The organism is bacterium, from assembly GCA_012517375.1.
Taxonomy (GTDB): domain Bacteria; phylum Hydrothermota; class Tepidihabitantia; order B3-TA06; family B3-TA06; genus JAAYVC01.
In genome coordinates this window covers 1-15,659 of the sequence record JAAYVC010000024.1, presented here as the reverse complement: position 1 = coordinate 15,659, position 15,659 = coordinate 1, and the positions used below count along the sequence as shown (strand labels likewise).

8 protein-coding genes are annotated in these 15,659 nt (G+C 44.9%); 3 read left to right on the top strand and 5 right to left on the bottom strand.

Annotated elements, in window-relative coordinates:
• Positions 1 to 43: 43 nt before the first annotated feature.
• Both GX441_02835 and GX441_02830 read right to left on the bottom strand, forming a co-directional pair.
• A complete protein-coding gene (locus GX441_02835) occupies positions 44 to 1,744 on the bottom strand; it encodes an ABC transporter substrate-binding protein (GenBank protein NLI97579.1) in 1,701 nt (566 codons plus the stop codon).
• Positions 1,741 to 2,250: a gamma carbonic anhydrase family protein gene (locus tag GX441_02830; protein NLI97578.1), complete on the bottom strand. Its 510-nt coding sequence runs from the start codon at positions 2,248 to 2,250 to the stop codon at positions 1,741 to 1,743. Before GX441_02830 ends, GX441_02835 begins: the two co-directional genes overlap by 4 nt.
• A 104-nt stretch (positions 2,251 to 2,354) precedes the next feature.
• On the opposite strand from GX441_02830, the gene GX441_02825 reads away from it, so the two are divergent.
• The 3 genes from GX441_02825 to GX441_02815 all read left to right on the top strand — a co-directional run bounded on the left by GX441_02825 (position 2,355) and on the right by GX441_02815 (position 13,310).
• Positions 2,355 to 12,110 (top strand): PAS domain S-box protein, encoded by a 9,756-nt coding sequence (locus GX441_02825; GenBank protein ID NLI97577.1) that lies wholly within the window; start codon positions 2,355 to 2,357, stop codon positions 12,108 to 12,110.
• Entirely contained in the window at positions 12,110 to 12,760 is a 651-nt protein-coding gene (locus GX441_02820) for a response regulator transcription factor (GenBank protein ID NLI97576.1), read from the top strand. Before GX441_02825 ends, GX441_02820 begins: the two co-directional genes overlap by 1 nt.
• A gap of 166 nt (positions 12,761 to 12,926) precedes the next feature.
• The gene (locus tag GX441_02815; GenBank protein ID NLI97575.1) at positions 12,927 to 13,310 is read left to right on the top strand and encodes an STAS/SEC14 domain-containing protein; all 384 of its coding nucleotides are present in this window, start codon (positions 12,927 to 12,929) and stop codon (positions 13,308 to 13,310) included.
• A 98-nt stretch (positions 13,311 to 13,408) separates the two neighbouring features.
• On the opposite strand, the gene GX441_02810 is transcribed toward GX441_02815, so the two are convergent.
• The 3 genes from GX441_02810 to speD all read right to left on the bottom strand — a co-directional run bounded on the left by GX441_02810 (position 13,409) and on the right by speD (position 15,420).
• Positions 13,409 to 13,936, bottom strand: a complete 528-nt coding sequence (locus GX441_02810) for a hypothetical protein (GenBank protein NLI97574.1) — start codon at positions 13,934 to 13,936, stop codon at positions 13,409 to 13,411.
• A 264-nt stretch (positions 13,937 to 14,200) separates the two neighbouring features.
• Entirely contained in the window at positions 14,201 to 15,049 is an 849-nt protein-coding gene (gene speE, locus GX441_02805) for a polyamine aminopropyltransferase (protein ID NLI97573.1), read from the bottom strand.
• A complete protein-coding gene (speD, locus tag GX441_02800; protein ID NLI97572.1) occupies positions 15,046 to 15,420 on the bottom strand; it encodes an adenosylmethionine decarboxylase in 375 nt (124 codons plus the stop codon). Before speD ends, speE begins: the two co-directional genes overlap by 4 nt.
• Between the last annotated feature and the right edge of the window lie 239 nt (positions 15,421 to 15,659).

Below are 15,659 nucleotides of genomic sequence, written 5' to 3'. Positions count from 1 at the left end.
TCTGTTCTTTTTTTATCTTTTTTCTTTAAAGATTTCTTGTCTGTCATCTAACTACCTCCTTAATTTCTTCATTTTTTATTGTATAAATACGAAGAGAAGGTTCCTGGGGGGAATCGATAAAAACCAGACGCCCAAGAGTTCCTCTTCTGTTATCCAGTTGACGAAGCGATCTGCAGAGAGATTCCGATTTCCCGGATGAGAATGCGGCAATAATAAAGTTGTATGCATCGTATCCCAGGGCGGATTCCCAATTCGGGTCCTTGCCGTATAGAGATTTATACTGTGAAAAGAAAACCTCGAATGGATAGCTCGTCTCAATCTTGCACGGAGGAGAAGCGAACCACACGTTCTCGAAAGGTACTCCACCCCGCCTCAATATGTCCGAGTCCGCGAAGTCATCTATCCCCAGAATTTTTACCTTCAACCTGTAGTATGCGATTTCGGGTACAACAGACATAAGTTGAGTTTTAGTAAAAGGTAAGAATACAGCCTGAGCGGGACTGTATCTCACAGATACGATGGTTTTCTGAATTTCTGTAACAGTGTCGCTGAGCTGGGAAGAGTAAAGAACCTTTCCTCCTCCTCTCTCAACCGCCTTGGCAAAAACATCGGCAAGAAATTTACCGTTTTCCGAATTGGGGTAAAGCACCCCGAACTGAGTCATACCTTGGCTTAAAGCGTAACTTGCAATGGCTTTAGTCTCTTCCTCCGAATACGAATTGAGTTCGAACAAGCATTCGTATTGCGATAAGAGGGAAGGGTCTGTCGCAGTCGGAGAAATAACGACAGTTCCGTTTCTTGCGGCAGCTTTTGTGACGGCAGTAATGCCGGAGGAAGTCAATGGGCCAATGATTACACTTGCTTCCTCTTTTAAGAGATATTCGGCTCCCCTTAGAGCTTCTCCAGGATCTGATCTCGTGTCGTATTCCACGAGTTTGACCGTTGCGTCTCCCTTCAGGTCGTTTGCCAAATCTATACCTTGCTTCACATTTAGACCATATGAAGAAAGGCTTCCGGTCAGAGGGAGCAGCACCCCGATGGTTAATTCGCTCTTAAGTTTTGATGCGGATATGTCCTTCCCGCCTATCTTATCAATATACGGGCTCTTGGGAAATCTCCTTTTCAACTCGGATAAGTGCCGTTCAGAAGCCTCGTAGTTTTCAAGTTGAAACGACAAATCTCCAAGCCTGTAGAGAATCCATTCCGCTGCATCAGTATTTCCATAACGATCATAAATATCTAAAAGAACACTATAGTCTTTTTCTCTGCCCAACAGGTTTTTTGCCTGGGAGGAAGCTATCTCACGTTCCTTAGGAATATCCGAGACTATATAGGCTTCGATATAATTTAAGAGAGCTTCTTCGTACATGCCGATGTTATTGTAGCCTTCAGCAAGAATTATCTTTGTTTTCGGAATAAGAGGAGATGCGGGATAAGATTTAGCAAGATTCAATGAAGCTCCAACTGCGTGCTCCCAATCCTTCTTTTTAGCGAAAGAAAGCGAAGCAAGATAGTATGCATCATCTGCAAGCTGGGAGCGCGGGTAGGTTTTAATGACGTTCGTAAAGGTAGAGACTGCCTTGTCGTAGTCTCCTTTCTTGAAGAACTCTTCCCCGGTGTTGAAGTATGCTGTTGCTTCGGCTTCGTATTTCTCTCTGTTGATGAAAGGCGCTGTGCAGCCCGTTATCCCCAAAAAAACTAAAAGAATGGTCGAGCACGTTAATGTAGTACTTGTTTTTTTCATTCCTTTAGCTCCCCCAGATGTCTTTTAGTGAGTTCTGTATAATGCCTTCCCGCTTCCCTAATCATCTCGATGGTTGAAGGATCAAGAGTTCTTTTGATTTCTCCAGGCACGCCGACGACCAGGCTGGAAGGAGGAATCTTCATTCTCTCCTTTACAAGCGATCCTGCTCCTATCACCGATCCACGGCCTATGCGGGACCCGTCCAGAATAACCGCTCCCATTCCGATAAGGCAATCATCTTCAATCACGCATCCATGGATAATGGCTCCGTGACCTACGGTCACTCTGTCTCCAATGATAACAGGCAGTTCATCTGTCACATGTAAGACGCAGTTATCCTGGATATTGGTTTCCTTCCCTATCTTGATGTAGTTCAAATCACCCCTCAATACGGCATTATACCAAACGCTCGAAAGCTCTCCCAATTCGACTTCGCCAATAATATGCGCTCCGGCAGCTATGAAACAGCGCTTGGCGATTACGCTTGGTTTTTCTGATACAGACATCCTAACGGGATTTTACTTCATTCAATTAACGAAGTCAAGCTGGATGCACTTGACGCGGAGCACAATATTAATTATTATCTATAATAATTATGCGGAGATAAGATTTGGAAAAAGAATACAAAGATGTAGGGGCTTTATTTTTGTCTCTTTCGAGACGGCTTCCAGTAGTTTGTATTGCATTTGATGATAAAGGCTTTATTACTGAGTGGAACCCGGGGGCTGAGGCTTTCTTTAACACCGGCAGGAAGGAAGCCTTAAATTCAGAAGTTGGCGACTTTATCGAGTTTCCTGCCGAAACTCTGCAGGGAATACGTGCAGGCGAGGTGCTTGAACAAAAGGTAGTAATATCAAAGACAAAGGACGGCTCTCACACGTCAATCCGAACCTCCTTTTATCCATTAAAGACATCTAAGGGTGCAATAAAGGGAGCGGTTATGGTTGGGGCAGAAACATCATTCGGAAATATGGCAAGCGTCATTCACGAGGAATCTGAGGAGATGTACCGTTCACTTAGCGAGTCCGCTCTTGTAGGCGTTTACATTTACCGTGATGACCGTTTCCTCTACGTTAACGAGCAGATGGTTCGGATGACCGGTTATTCTGCAGAAGAACTGCTGAAAATGAGGACGGTCGATTTGATAGTCCCGGAAGATCGTGAACGTGTAGATAAAAGAACAAAGGGTAAGGATACCGCTTCACACTATTCTTTCAGGATTATACGTAAAGATAAAGAAGAGGCTTGCCTTGACGTTTATACAAGAGATATATCATATAAGGGTGAAAAAGCCAGATTAGGTCACTGTGTTGATATCACCGATTACATGAGGGTGCAGAAGGAGCTTTCTTCATCGGAGGAACTCTACCACTCGACAATAGACTCGATGGAAGACCTTGTTTATGTGATAGATAATAAAAAGCGTATTGTAATGTATAACGATATCTTGACTAAGTGGATGAAGGTTTTTGGACTCAAGCTTGCGAATATTACGAGCGAGCCTCTTTTTGATGTCCTCCCTTTCATTTCCGATAGTGCGCGCAAGGACTATGATAAGGTGTTCAAGTACGGGGATTCAATTCAAACTCAGGAAGTCATCGAGGTTGCCGGAAAAAAGGTTATAATCGAGGTGCGTAAAATACCTGTTAAGAATCGAGAAGGTTCGGTAGAAAGAATTCTCACGGTTGTCCGCGATATTACAGACAGGAAAAAAGCCGAGGATTCCTTAAAGGCTTCAGAGGAGCTGTACCGCTCGACAATCAATTCGATGGGTGAACTCATTCACGTCGTTAACAGGGATATGCGGATAATCATGCATAATCTTGCTTTCAAACTCTGGTCCGTCGAGCTTGGCATAATTCTTGACGATGTTATCGGCAGATCGCTGTTCGATGTTTTCCCGTTTCTTTCTCCAAAGGTTCAAAAAGAGTACAAAGAAGTGTGGCAGACTCGCAAGCCTTTGATAACCCAGGAATCCAATATTATTTCAGGGAGGGAGATTTTCACGGAAACAAGAAAGATACCTGTCAAGGATGAAAGCGGCAAGGTAGAAAGCATTGTAACTGTTGTACGGGATATTACGGAACGGAAAAAGGCTGAAGAAGCCTTGAAAGAATTGAACCTTGAGTTGATTCAGGAAAGAAAGATGTTCATTTCGGGTCCGGTAGTAGTCTTCAAATGGCAGAACAAGCAGGGTTGGCCTGTTGAATACGTCTCGGCTAACGTTAAGGATGTTATGGGATACTCGGTGGAGGAATGGATTACAGGAAAAGTATCCTACGCTGAGATTATTCCTGAAGAGGAGCTTGAAAGGGTGGCGAATGAAGTCAAAACTTACAGTGAAAGCGGCGTAGAGGAGTTTCACCACATACCGTATAGACTGACCTGTAAAGATGGACGAAGAATTTGGGTTGATGACTATACAACAATAATAAGAGATCAAAAGAATAATATAACCCACTACCTCGGATACGTAATAGATATAACAGAGCGCAAGCGTTCGGAGGAAGCACTCAGGGAATCAGAAGAGAAATTCAGGGGCCTTGTCGAGACGACAAGCGATTGGGTATGGGAAATAGACGAGGACAACAAATATGTGTATTCAAACCCAAGGGCTTTTGATATACTGGGGTATAAGCCTGAGGAGCTGTTTGGCAGGACGCCCTTCGATTTTATGCCTGAAGATGAGGCTGACAGAATAACCAAGAAAATTGCCTCGATTGTTGCAGCTCGGGAATCCTTTTATCTTCTTGAAAATATTAATCTGCATAAAAACGGCAGCAAGGTTGTTCTTGAGACCTCAGGCGTACCTATATTCGACCGGGATAAGAAATTCAAGGGGTACCGCGGTATTGTCCGAGATATCACAGACAGGAAGCGCTCAGAGTATGCATTAAGAGAATCCGAAGAAAGGTACCGCAAGTTGGTTGAACTTAACCCTGTCGCCATTGCCGTACATTGCGAAGGAAAGGTTGTATATGCGAACGATTCGTGTCTGAAACTCATGGGTGCGAATAGTATAGAAGATGTAATGGGGTTGAATGCTCTTGATTTTGTTCATCCTGACTATCGGGAAACCGCTACTTCGAGAATCAAAAAATCCATAGAAGAAGGCGAAACGTCCGATTTGTTTGAGGAAAAGTTCCTTCGTCTCGACGGAAAGATCATTGACGTAGAAGTAACCTCCATGCCGACCATGTACGAAGGCAAACCCGCATCACAGGCTGTATTCTGGGATATTACCGAAAGAAAAGCGAACGAGGCCGAGATAAAACGCCGCAGCCAGGAGTTGAGGACTCTTTTGGACATAAGTACTGATGTGTCGGCAAGCCTTAACGAGGACGAAGTAGCTAAGATAATAGCAGAAAGGGCAACCGAACTCATAGATGCAGACGGTTGCACAGTCTATAGACTCGACTCTGATGTTGACGAGCTAATACCTATAACGACAACGATTGAAAAAGACAAGAAAGAGAGGCTTGCCTACCGGTTCCCTCTCGGCAAGGGTATAACTGGAAAGGTTGCAATGGAAAGGCGACCCATGATAGCAAATCATATTCACCTTTCGGATGATGCAATTCGAATACCCGGTGTTAAAGACTCTGCGAAATGCCTTTTGGTGGCTCCTCTCATAGCTCAAAGCGAGCTTTGGGGCGTCATGACCCTTGTTCGTTTGGAGGATAATCCATTTGGGGAGAGGGACTTGGAATTGTTTTCGCTGTTCGCTAACCAGGTTGCCGACGCCGCGCTCAACAGCACTTTGTTTTCCCTTCTCGTTGATTCCGAGGAAAAATATCGTTCCTTCGTCGAGCAAGCGCTCGATGGGATAGCCATTCTGCAGGATAACCATCTGGTTTTTGCGAATAAGGCTCTTGAGAATACTCTAGGTTACCAGACTGAAGATGTGCTCGACAAGGATTTTACATTTCTTTTTAATCCTGAAGTGAGGGACAAGATAAGGGACAAATACAATCGAAGGATGAAAGGGGAAGAGGTGCAGTCTGTATACGAAACCCAGCTATTGACCAAGGACGGCGAGCTTATCGACGTAGAAGTGAATGCAGGAATAATAAACTACAAAGGCCGCCCTGCCGATCTTGTGTTTGCTAGAGACATCAGGATAAGGAAAAAGATTGAGAGAGCTCTTAAGGATTCCGAGGAGCGCTATAGAATGCTGTTCGAGAGCGCTAACGATGCACTTTTCATTCATACCGTATCTCCTAATGGGGAACCAGGTAAATTTGAGGATGTTAACGAGGTTGCATGCTCAAGATTGGGATATTCTAAGGAAGAACTTTTGGAATTATCTCCTATACAGATTGAAGAACATGAAAACAGAAAAAAAATTCTTGAAGTAGGTAAGCGGATACTCGAAGAGAAGCATATTGTATTCGAGACAAAACACCTTGCCAAAGATGGCCGTAAGATACCTGTCGAGTTAAGCTCCCATATCTTCGAGCTTGCCGGCGAACAAATAGTTTTTTCAATAGCGCGCGACATAACAGAAAGAAAAAGAACCGAAGAGGCTCTGCAGAGGAGTGAGGAATTTAACAGGACCGTTATCGAAAACGCGCCTTTGGGCGTGTCAGTTCGTGACAGGACGGGAAGACTGCTTGGCGCCAACGAAGCCTGGAAGAAGATATGGGGTATGTCTGAGGATGCTGTTATCGATGATATGAGCCGCGAGAGGGATAGTCTCGAATTCGACGAAAGCGATTCATATCTTGAGCAATGGAAGAAGGAAATCAAGGATGTATACGAGCACGGGGGAAGTTTTCACATACCGCAGGTTGAAGTTAAAAGAACGAGAAAAGAGGAGCCTATATATGTCTCGCAATACTTTTACGCAATTCCAAACGCATCAGGAGAAGTCGAACGTGTAGTAATCCTGACTGAAGATGTCACTGAAAGAAAGAAAGCCGAAGAGGCACTTTTAGAATCAGAAGAAAGATATCGCAAACTTGTATCCCTTTCACCGGAGGCAATAGTAGTTTTACAGAACGGGAAGATGGTTTTTGTTAACGAAGCAGCCGTCAGAATCCTGGGAGCGCAGAGCGAAGAGCAATTGATTGGACGAGAAGCTATAGATTTTGTTCATCCTGATTTCAAGAAAATCGTAACTGAAAGAATGAAGTCAGTTGCGGATAATTCCAAAAACCCCTTCCTTGAAGAAAAGCTCATACGAATTGACGGGAAGGAGGTTATTGTAGATTCAATATCAATAGCCTTTACTTATCAGGGTAAACCTGCCATTCAACTTGTTGCTCATGACATTACCCGGCGAAAGCGTATAGAAGAGACCATAAGAAAAGAACGACAGGCGTATTCAGTTATTGCTGAAGCCGCGGTCAGTTCAAAAGATATCGGCGATCTATGCGATAGAGTTCTTAAGGGTTTTGCTGATGTTTTGAGTTTTGATACCGGTTCGATACAGCTTTATGACTTTCAAAAAGGTACGCTTGAACTTACTGCCATGACAGGTTTCTGGAAGGACGGACCTGTGAAGATGAGCCTCCCGAAACCTTCTCAGAACATAAATGATCCGCAGTCTGTCGCTTCATACGTTGCAAGAACCAAAAAATCAATCTTTGCACCGGATATAAGACAACACGAAATATTCGAAAAATTCGAGAAAAGATTTGAAGAAAGCGAGATAAATTCAATAATCTCATGGCCTCTTTTGGGTGCATCCCGTCAGTTGCTGGGAGTCATGCATCTTGCGAATCGCGAACCGCAAATTATTCCTAAAGAGGATATAGTCTTTTTTGAAACGATTGCCGAGATGTTCTCAACGGCGCTTCAACGAAAGCTTTCAGAGGAAGCCCTTCGAGAATCGGAACGAACCTACAGGGGACTTTATGAAACAACACTTGCCTTGGCTGATAAGACAGATCTGACCGAGGTTTTGGCCGTTATCGCAGATCAAGCTGTCCACCTCCTTGACGGACACTCGTCAACGATCTTTCTTTGGGATGGTAAGCAGGAGCTTCTTGTACCGTACTATACCAATGCAAGACAAATAAAGGAGAAGTTGCTTGACTATAAGTTTTCGCTGGGCCAGGGTGTTACCGGACAAGCAGCCGCTGATAAACGAGGTTTGTATCTAAACTATAACAGTAAGGGAAAAACATTATCGACGCAGGGAACGGAAGGAGAAGAGGATGAAATGCAGTCGGTTATTGCAGAGCCTCTTCTCTATGGTGACCGGTTACTGGGTGTAATTAATCTCGTTGCGATTAAGAGAGTTTTCAATCAAGAGGATCAGGAAAAGATGCGCATCTTTGCGCGGCAGGCTTCCATAGCTTATCTGAGGTCGCGAAATCTTTCCGACCTTAAGGAGAGTGAAACAAGATACAGAGCGTTATTCGAGAATGCCGATGACGCCATTTTCACAATGGTTGAAGACGTTTTTGTGGACTGTAACGCGCTTACTCTTGAGCTTTTCAAGTGCGAAAGAAGCCAGATAGTCGGCCAAACTCCTTACCGTTTTTCGCCACCTTTCCAGCCAGACGGTTCTTCATCAAAAGATGCCGCTATTAAAAGGATTAAGGCAGCTTTAGCGGGGGAGCCTCAGCGATTTTACTGGAAGCACATAAGGCTGGACGGTTCTCCTTTCGATGCTGAGGTATCGTTGAATCGCCTGGAGTTAAGGGGTGAAATCATCATTCAGGCGATAGTTCGCGATATTACTGAACGCAAAAGGGCAGAGGAGGCTCTGGCTGAGTCGGAAGAGAGGTACAGATTGATTACTGAGAGCGCAAACGATCTTATAACTCTTCATGATTCTTCCTTGAATTATTTATATTTCAACCCTGCGGTCGAGAGGATCCTCGGCTACTCTGCAGCAGAATTATCAAGGATGACTGCAGTAGAGATAATGCATCCTGATGACCGTCAGATGGTGATTAAGGCTTTTAAAGAATCGTGGCGGGATGCGAAAAGCTCATCCTTGGAATTCAGAACTAAAAAGAAAGACGGCTCATACATCTGGGTTGAATCAAAGGGAAGGCCGTTAACCAACGAGGAGGGTCTTGTCGACAGAGCGCTTGTAATATCTCGCGATATAACGGACCGTAAGATTACGGAAGATGCTCTTCGGGAATCGGAAGAACGCTACAGGAACCTCTTTCAACAGGCTAATGATGCCATAATAGTCGAAGGATTCGATGGTAAAATACTGGCGGTTAATCAGAAAGCAACTGACCTGTACGGGTATTCGGAGGAGGCGTTTCTTGATAAAGTCTTTGTTGATTTAGTTTCACCAGAAATGAGCGGGATAATGCCCGAACTTATAAATCAGGTCAAGACAAGAGGCGGGTTCTTTGGAGAAGGAGTGGGTCTAAGAATTGACGGCACAAGGTTCCCGCTCGAACTGAGCGGCAGTATGATTCCTTGGGGAAAAGGCAGTGCGATACTTGTTTTCTTAAGAGATATAGAGGAAAGAAAGCAAGCCGAGGAGGCCATTCGTGAAGGAGAGAGATTCCTTGCGAGCATATTTGCAAGTATACAGGATGGGTTAAGCATCCTGGATAATGAGCTTAATGTTGTCCGAGTAAACCCGACTATGGAAAAGTGGTATGCTCATTCAGCGCCTTTCATCGGGAAAAAGTGCTATGAAGTCTATCATAACAGGCACGAAGTATGTGAGTTTTGTCCGGGAAAGCGAACGAAGGAGACGAGAGAAGCCGGATACGAAGTTGTACCGAAAAGAGGACCTGAAGGTGAAAGCGTTGGATGGGTCGAACTTTATACCTTTCCCTTGATGGACTTATCTACCGGAAAGATGAAAGGGCTCATAGAATATGTTCGCGACATCACAGAGCGCAAAGAAGCCGAAGAAGCTCTTCGTGAACGCGAAGAGCTGTACAGAACTCTGATTCATACTGCACAGGAGGGGATAGGTCTTGTGGCCCCGGATGAGAAGATCCTTTTTGTGAATCCCAAGATGGCTGAGCTTTTAGGTTATAATGCAGAGGAGCTTGTCGGTAGGTTAATAACCGACTATGTTCCTTTAGATCAAAAGGAATTGATTCTTAATGAGACATTGCGAAGGGAAAAAGGTGAAACCTCCCGATACGAATTATCACTTATAAACAGAGATGGTTCACTAAGGGATGTTTTGGTTAATGCGGCGCCGGTATACTATTCCGACGGCAGATTTCATGCCACACTCGGCGTTCTCACAGATATTTCGGATATTAAAAAAGCCGAGGAGCAATTAAGGGTAAGATTGATATATCAGACTACAATTACAGAGATACTTAATAAGGCGATACTTATCGATGATCTTGACGTCTTTATTATGGATTCATTGAAGATTCTTGGCTCAGTATTTGAAGCGCATAGGGTCTACCTTGCTACAAATCTTGAAGGCAAGAATGATTTTCGGATAACTCACGAGTGGAAGAAGGAAGAAAAAAAATCAATATTCGGATCAAGTTACGATTATTCAAATTTCCCGAAAATCTATAAGAATTTTCTTTCCGGCAGCCTAGTTGTTAAAACGTCACCTGATACAACAACTGAAGAAGGGAGGTTCTTAGGGGAATCAAATGCCAAGTCAGGTATGTTTGCGCCGATAAAAATAGTGGGAAATTTCTACGGCTTTATAGGGGTATGCGATTCAAAAGAGCCAAGGACGTGGTCCGAATTTGAACTTGAGGAATTTCAAACCTTCGCTCGTCTTGTCGGCGCTGCCATGGATAGATTCTTTGAAGAGCAGGAAAGACGTTTTGCAGAAAATGCGTTGGCTGAGTCAGAGGAACGTTATCGAACGCTGGTTGAAACTTCTATGGATATAATTTTCCTCCTTACAATTAAAGGCCAAATTCTTTACGTGTCCCCGGCCTCCAGGCGTCTTGGATACGAGCCTGACGAAATAATTAAGAACCCTCAGTCAGTCATACAGGCCATACCTCAGGACGAGATGATCATGCTCAGAGCCGTATTCGCAAAATCACTGCGGGAATCGCATCCTGTGCAGGAAATTGACTCTGAAATCTATGACAAGAATGGCATCCGTCACTGGTTTTCCCTGAGTTGGAACTGGATAAAAAACGACAAAGGCGAGATTGTTGCGGTACAAGGCATAGCAAGAGACATATCGGAGCGTAAGGAATCGGAACGTGCTTTACGACTCAGGATGGAATACGAGAAAGCCCTTTACGAAGTGTCTTCGCTTTTTCTTGCGGAAGGAATTACTGACAACTCGATACATGAGTTTCTTGAACGGTTGGGCAGGGTCACAGAAGTGAGCAGAGTGTATATTTTTTCCCATGATAAAGATGAAGACGACAAGTATTTCATGAACAGAACGCACAGATGGGTTTCTGAAGATGTGCCTCAACTCGATAATGGAAACATGAACAGACTTTACTATGAGCAAGGATTCGAAAGGTGGCTGGCCGGACTTTCTACGGGTGAGGATATGCATGGATTAGTGGATGAGATGCCCGAACAAGAAAAAAAGACTTTTTCTAAAGAGGGTATTGTTGCCTATTTAGTACTTCCGATATTCGTCGAAGGCAGATTCTGGGGCGCCATAGGATTCGATGAGGCAAAAAAGCGACGAGAATGGGATGTTGAGGACATAAGGTTGCTCTGGACCGCATCGCAAAGCTTCTCGTCGGCACTCGCCACAGAGAGTAAATCGAGAGAACTCGCCTTGTCATACGAGAATCTTAGAGAGCGTGAAAGACAGATTACGGATTTGCATATCAGACTCGTAAAGGCCGAAGAGGAAGAACGCAGACGCATTGCTCGCGTTCTTCACGATGAAATCGCACAGCAGCTCACAGGCATAGCTTTGATTCTTTCCACGCCCGAGATGAATCAAAACGAAAACTCCCAGGGCAGAATAAAAGAGGCAAAGGATATGGTTAAGGAGACTCAGAAATTCATTCGAGATCTTTCTTACGATTTAAGACCACCAGCCCTTGATAATTTGGGGCTTCTTGCTGCAGTAAGAGCGCTTGCACGATCCGTAGCTGTTGCAACAGGGGTCAGCGTTGAAGTAGAGACTGAAGATGAGTTCCCGCGCACCGAACAGGAGACCGAAATCATGATTTACAGGATTATCCAGGAAGCTGTGAATAATGCATTAAAACATGCAGAGCCGGAAGAGATTAGAATCGTATTTGATTACGATGCACCCCTACTTAGATTTACCATATCGGATGACGGAAAGGGGTTCGACCTGGATAAAACGCTTTCTGAACACAGAGGATTGGGACTGCATTCAATGCAGGAAAGGGTCGCTTTAATAAGGGGACGAATGGAACTTGAATCTTCGCCGGGCGAAGGTACGCATCTTAGAGTCGAGGTTGCAATCCGGCCCATTATGAATAGAATGAAACCGGAGGAGTAATGACCGATAAAATAAGAGTTGTTCTCGTAGACGATCACACAGTTGTGAGAAAGGGCATCCGGGTTCTTTTGGAACAGGAGTCCGATATAGAAATAGTTGCTGAAGCAGAAGACGGGTTGAAAGGCGTTGATGTCTGCATTCAGGAAGAACCGGACGTGGTTGTTCTTGACATGGCGCTGCCTTTGCTTTCAGGAGTGGAAGCCGCACGTAAGATCAAAGAGAAAATACCTGAAACTAAAATACTAATACTGTCGATGTATGATGACGAAGAGTATATTCTGGATTCCTTCAAAGTTGGTGTTTCAGGATATATTCTTAAGGATGTTGTGGTTTCTGACTTAGTGTCAGCCGTACACAGCGTTTATAGAGGGTCAACATTCCTTTCGCCATCCGTTTCTGAAAAACTGAGAAGACAGCTCCAGGAAGGTCAGTCCAGAGGAGGTTCGCGTCAAGGACCTGCAAAACTTACATCGCGTGAACGCCAAATCCTCAAACTCATCGCTGAAGGCTATACCAGCAAACAGATTTCAGAGATTCTAAAAATAAGCTTTAAAACGGTGCAGACCCATCGCGCTCATATCATGGAGAAGCTGGGTGTTCATTCCACTGCAGAACTGACCCGTTACGCAGTCACAAAAGGGCTTTTATAGCAACTAAGGATTCAGGGGGTAGGGCTTTTTTAGTAGCGCAAGATATAGGTTAGATGTCCTATTGATAAGGTTAAGTTTTTCCCTAAATTCTTTACGTATGAGACAAGATCATCCTGAAAGCATGATTGTCTTAGCGTAATGATAGTGGGATTGCTAAGGCGTAAAGTTGAAGAATACGGAAGGTAGTATGAAACACCGTGTGTGGTTTGATCAAGATCATAATGCCCTGAGAATAAGATTCGTAGGGCTGTGCGGCAGGAAAGACGTTGTTGAATTGGGAAAGATATTCCGGGAACTTATGGATAAAAAGGAAACCAGGAGAGCTCTTATCGATCTTTCAGACATAGAATCTTTCCCGGATGAGGATGTCAGGGAGCAACTTGCCGATGAAACGCAAGCCGCAGGTTTTTCTAAAGTGGCAGTTGTGGGGAGCAGACCTGAAGTTAAGATTGTGGGAAGGATAATGATTGAAAGATTGGGGAAACAAGTTAAAACGGAGTTTTTCTTGAATGAGGAGCAGGCCATTAAGTGGCTGAATGGTTCAGGATAGAGGAAAGAGTTCTTAGGTGATTTAGTGTGATCTGAAATTCCTGCACTCCTCCCATGGTCCGAAGGTCCTTGCCGAAAGGCTGGGACCTTCTTCCTTTTCTACTTCTTATTGCGGATAAGCTTAGCGGTCAGAATCTCCCTTAGCAGCTCAGGCTCTCGAGGAGAAATAAGGAGTTTCTTCGTACCCAAAATGATTAATGCCTTTGCTGAGTTTGTCGCCTGCGCTTCGAATTTCCCCCATTCACGGTTGCGAAAAGCGCCGAAATAACCGAAGAGCCCGGCTGACCCCGAAACCTTTTGCGAGCCGGCCTTAAATATGCCTTCCGCATTTTCCACACGTTCGAAAAACTGCAGCGGATACCGTTTCTCTCCGAAAAAGCGTCTGCGAACCACAAACTCGGTATCTGTCAGTCTATAACCTGCCGGCGCCCATCCAGTAACAATAAGCATCAGGACAAGATAAAATAAGCCAATCCCTGCTAAAAGCCATCTAATGGGAAATTCCTTCACATACTTTTCGAAGTCAAAGGGGGCCAAAGCCGCAAGGAGGAAGAGAAGTATGAGAGAAATAAATACAATGGCGCCTGCTCTGTTTGCGCGGTCAAATTCTGCAACAGGAAAGTCCACGCTTGATAATAAACGTTCTTGGGGCAAAGTCAATTATTAAGGGAATTGACCATGAGAGCGGACTAAGTATGAGAAGGTGTTATTGAATCGGAATGAGTATTTATCGAAAACAGCTACATCTGCATCACGGTATCAGATGCTTGTTTCCGCACTTGCTTCAAAAAACACAAAGTCGAAATACGCAAGGCGTATAGATTTATTTGATGACGACTTATAAGCTTTAGGATTAGAGAGCTAGAAGGTGAAGGCGGGGTCGATTTTTCCCTAAGGCCGCTCACCCCAGAGGTCAATCCTGCCCATCTCAAGGCAACCCTTAAAGAGGGCAGGCGTAAAATATTTGAGACCGGGGGGAGGGGTACGGGTTATCTCAGTGAATGGATCGATTGTTTTTGCCGCCCAGGTAAGCGACCAGAGTCCGGCGTATGATGGAACCATTATTACGTAGGCCGCGACGTGTTTGTAGCGCTCTTTCAAACGTCTTGTGTAGTTCTTGAGGTAAGCGGTGGAATACACGGGCGTTTCCGACTGAGCTACCATTATCCCGTCTTCAGTCATAATGCTTCTGAGATTATCGAGAAACTCATCAGTTATCAGAGTGCCGGCGATCTCGGTAGGTCCCGGTCCTGCGACATCGGTGCAATCGATAAAACAGATGTCGAAACGCTCCTTCGTTGTTCGGACAAACTCCGCGGCATCACCTATTTGCAACTCAACTCTAGGATCGGATAACCCCGACGTTAAGACTGGGAAGTATTTCTTTGAAGCCTCGATGACTTCATCGTCGATCTCAGCGAGCACAGCTTTCTCGACAGCAGGATGTCTTACAATCTCCCTTATCGTGCCTCCATCCCCACCGCCTACAACGAGAACTCTTTTCGGAGCCGGATGAATAAGCATGGCCGGATGAACGAGCATCTCATGATAGATATGCTCATCTCTATCCGTGACCATCACCTTTCCGTCCAATAACATGAGACGCCCGAACTCGGGCGTCTCGAGGATTTCAAGGAGTTGGTACTTTGTTTGTTTCCTGAGGAGCAGATCGGTTACCCGATAACTGAAGCGTATGTGCTCAGTGTACTCCTCGGTATACCACAACTCGCTTTCAGTCAATCAAAAACTCCACGCTCAAACGTCTTGCGGCTGATTCTTTCAGGTTCCAAGCATCTGCGCAGATGTTCAACCGCTATATCAATGTCCACGTCATCCGAACAGGTAAAGAAATCAATAGCGGCATAACCGTGCTCGGGCCAAGTGTGAACGGTAAAATGCGACTCCGCTATCACCACCACTCCTGAAACACCATGCGGGTTAAAGTAGTGGAAGAGCGAATTTACAATTGTGGCGTTTGAACGCCGTGCGGCCTCGCGAAAGGCCTGCTCCACTTCTCCTGAATCCGTAAGCCGCTCCGCAGGGCAGCCTGTAAATTCGAGGATGGTGTGGGTCCCCAGTGCTTTCTTTACTATTGTCTGCATCTTTCGCATCCATTATAGCACCCCAGTGCTGTTTGAAGGGTTTACCATAACAGACACGGCGACCAACCTTTCATCGAGGGGGATCGCCGCCCAGAGACCACCGAATTAACGGCGCAAGATTGTTATTATAGGTAAATTAGCCCGGAAGTCAAGACAAGATAGTTGTTTTGTTCTGAAGCCTACGGCAGAAACACAAATTTTTTCACGAACCCAAGAGGAGCTTTTTGCAAAACGCTCCATGGCGTTTT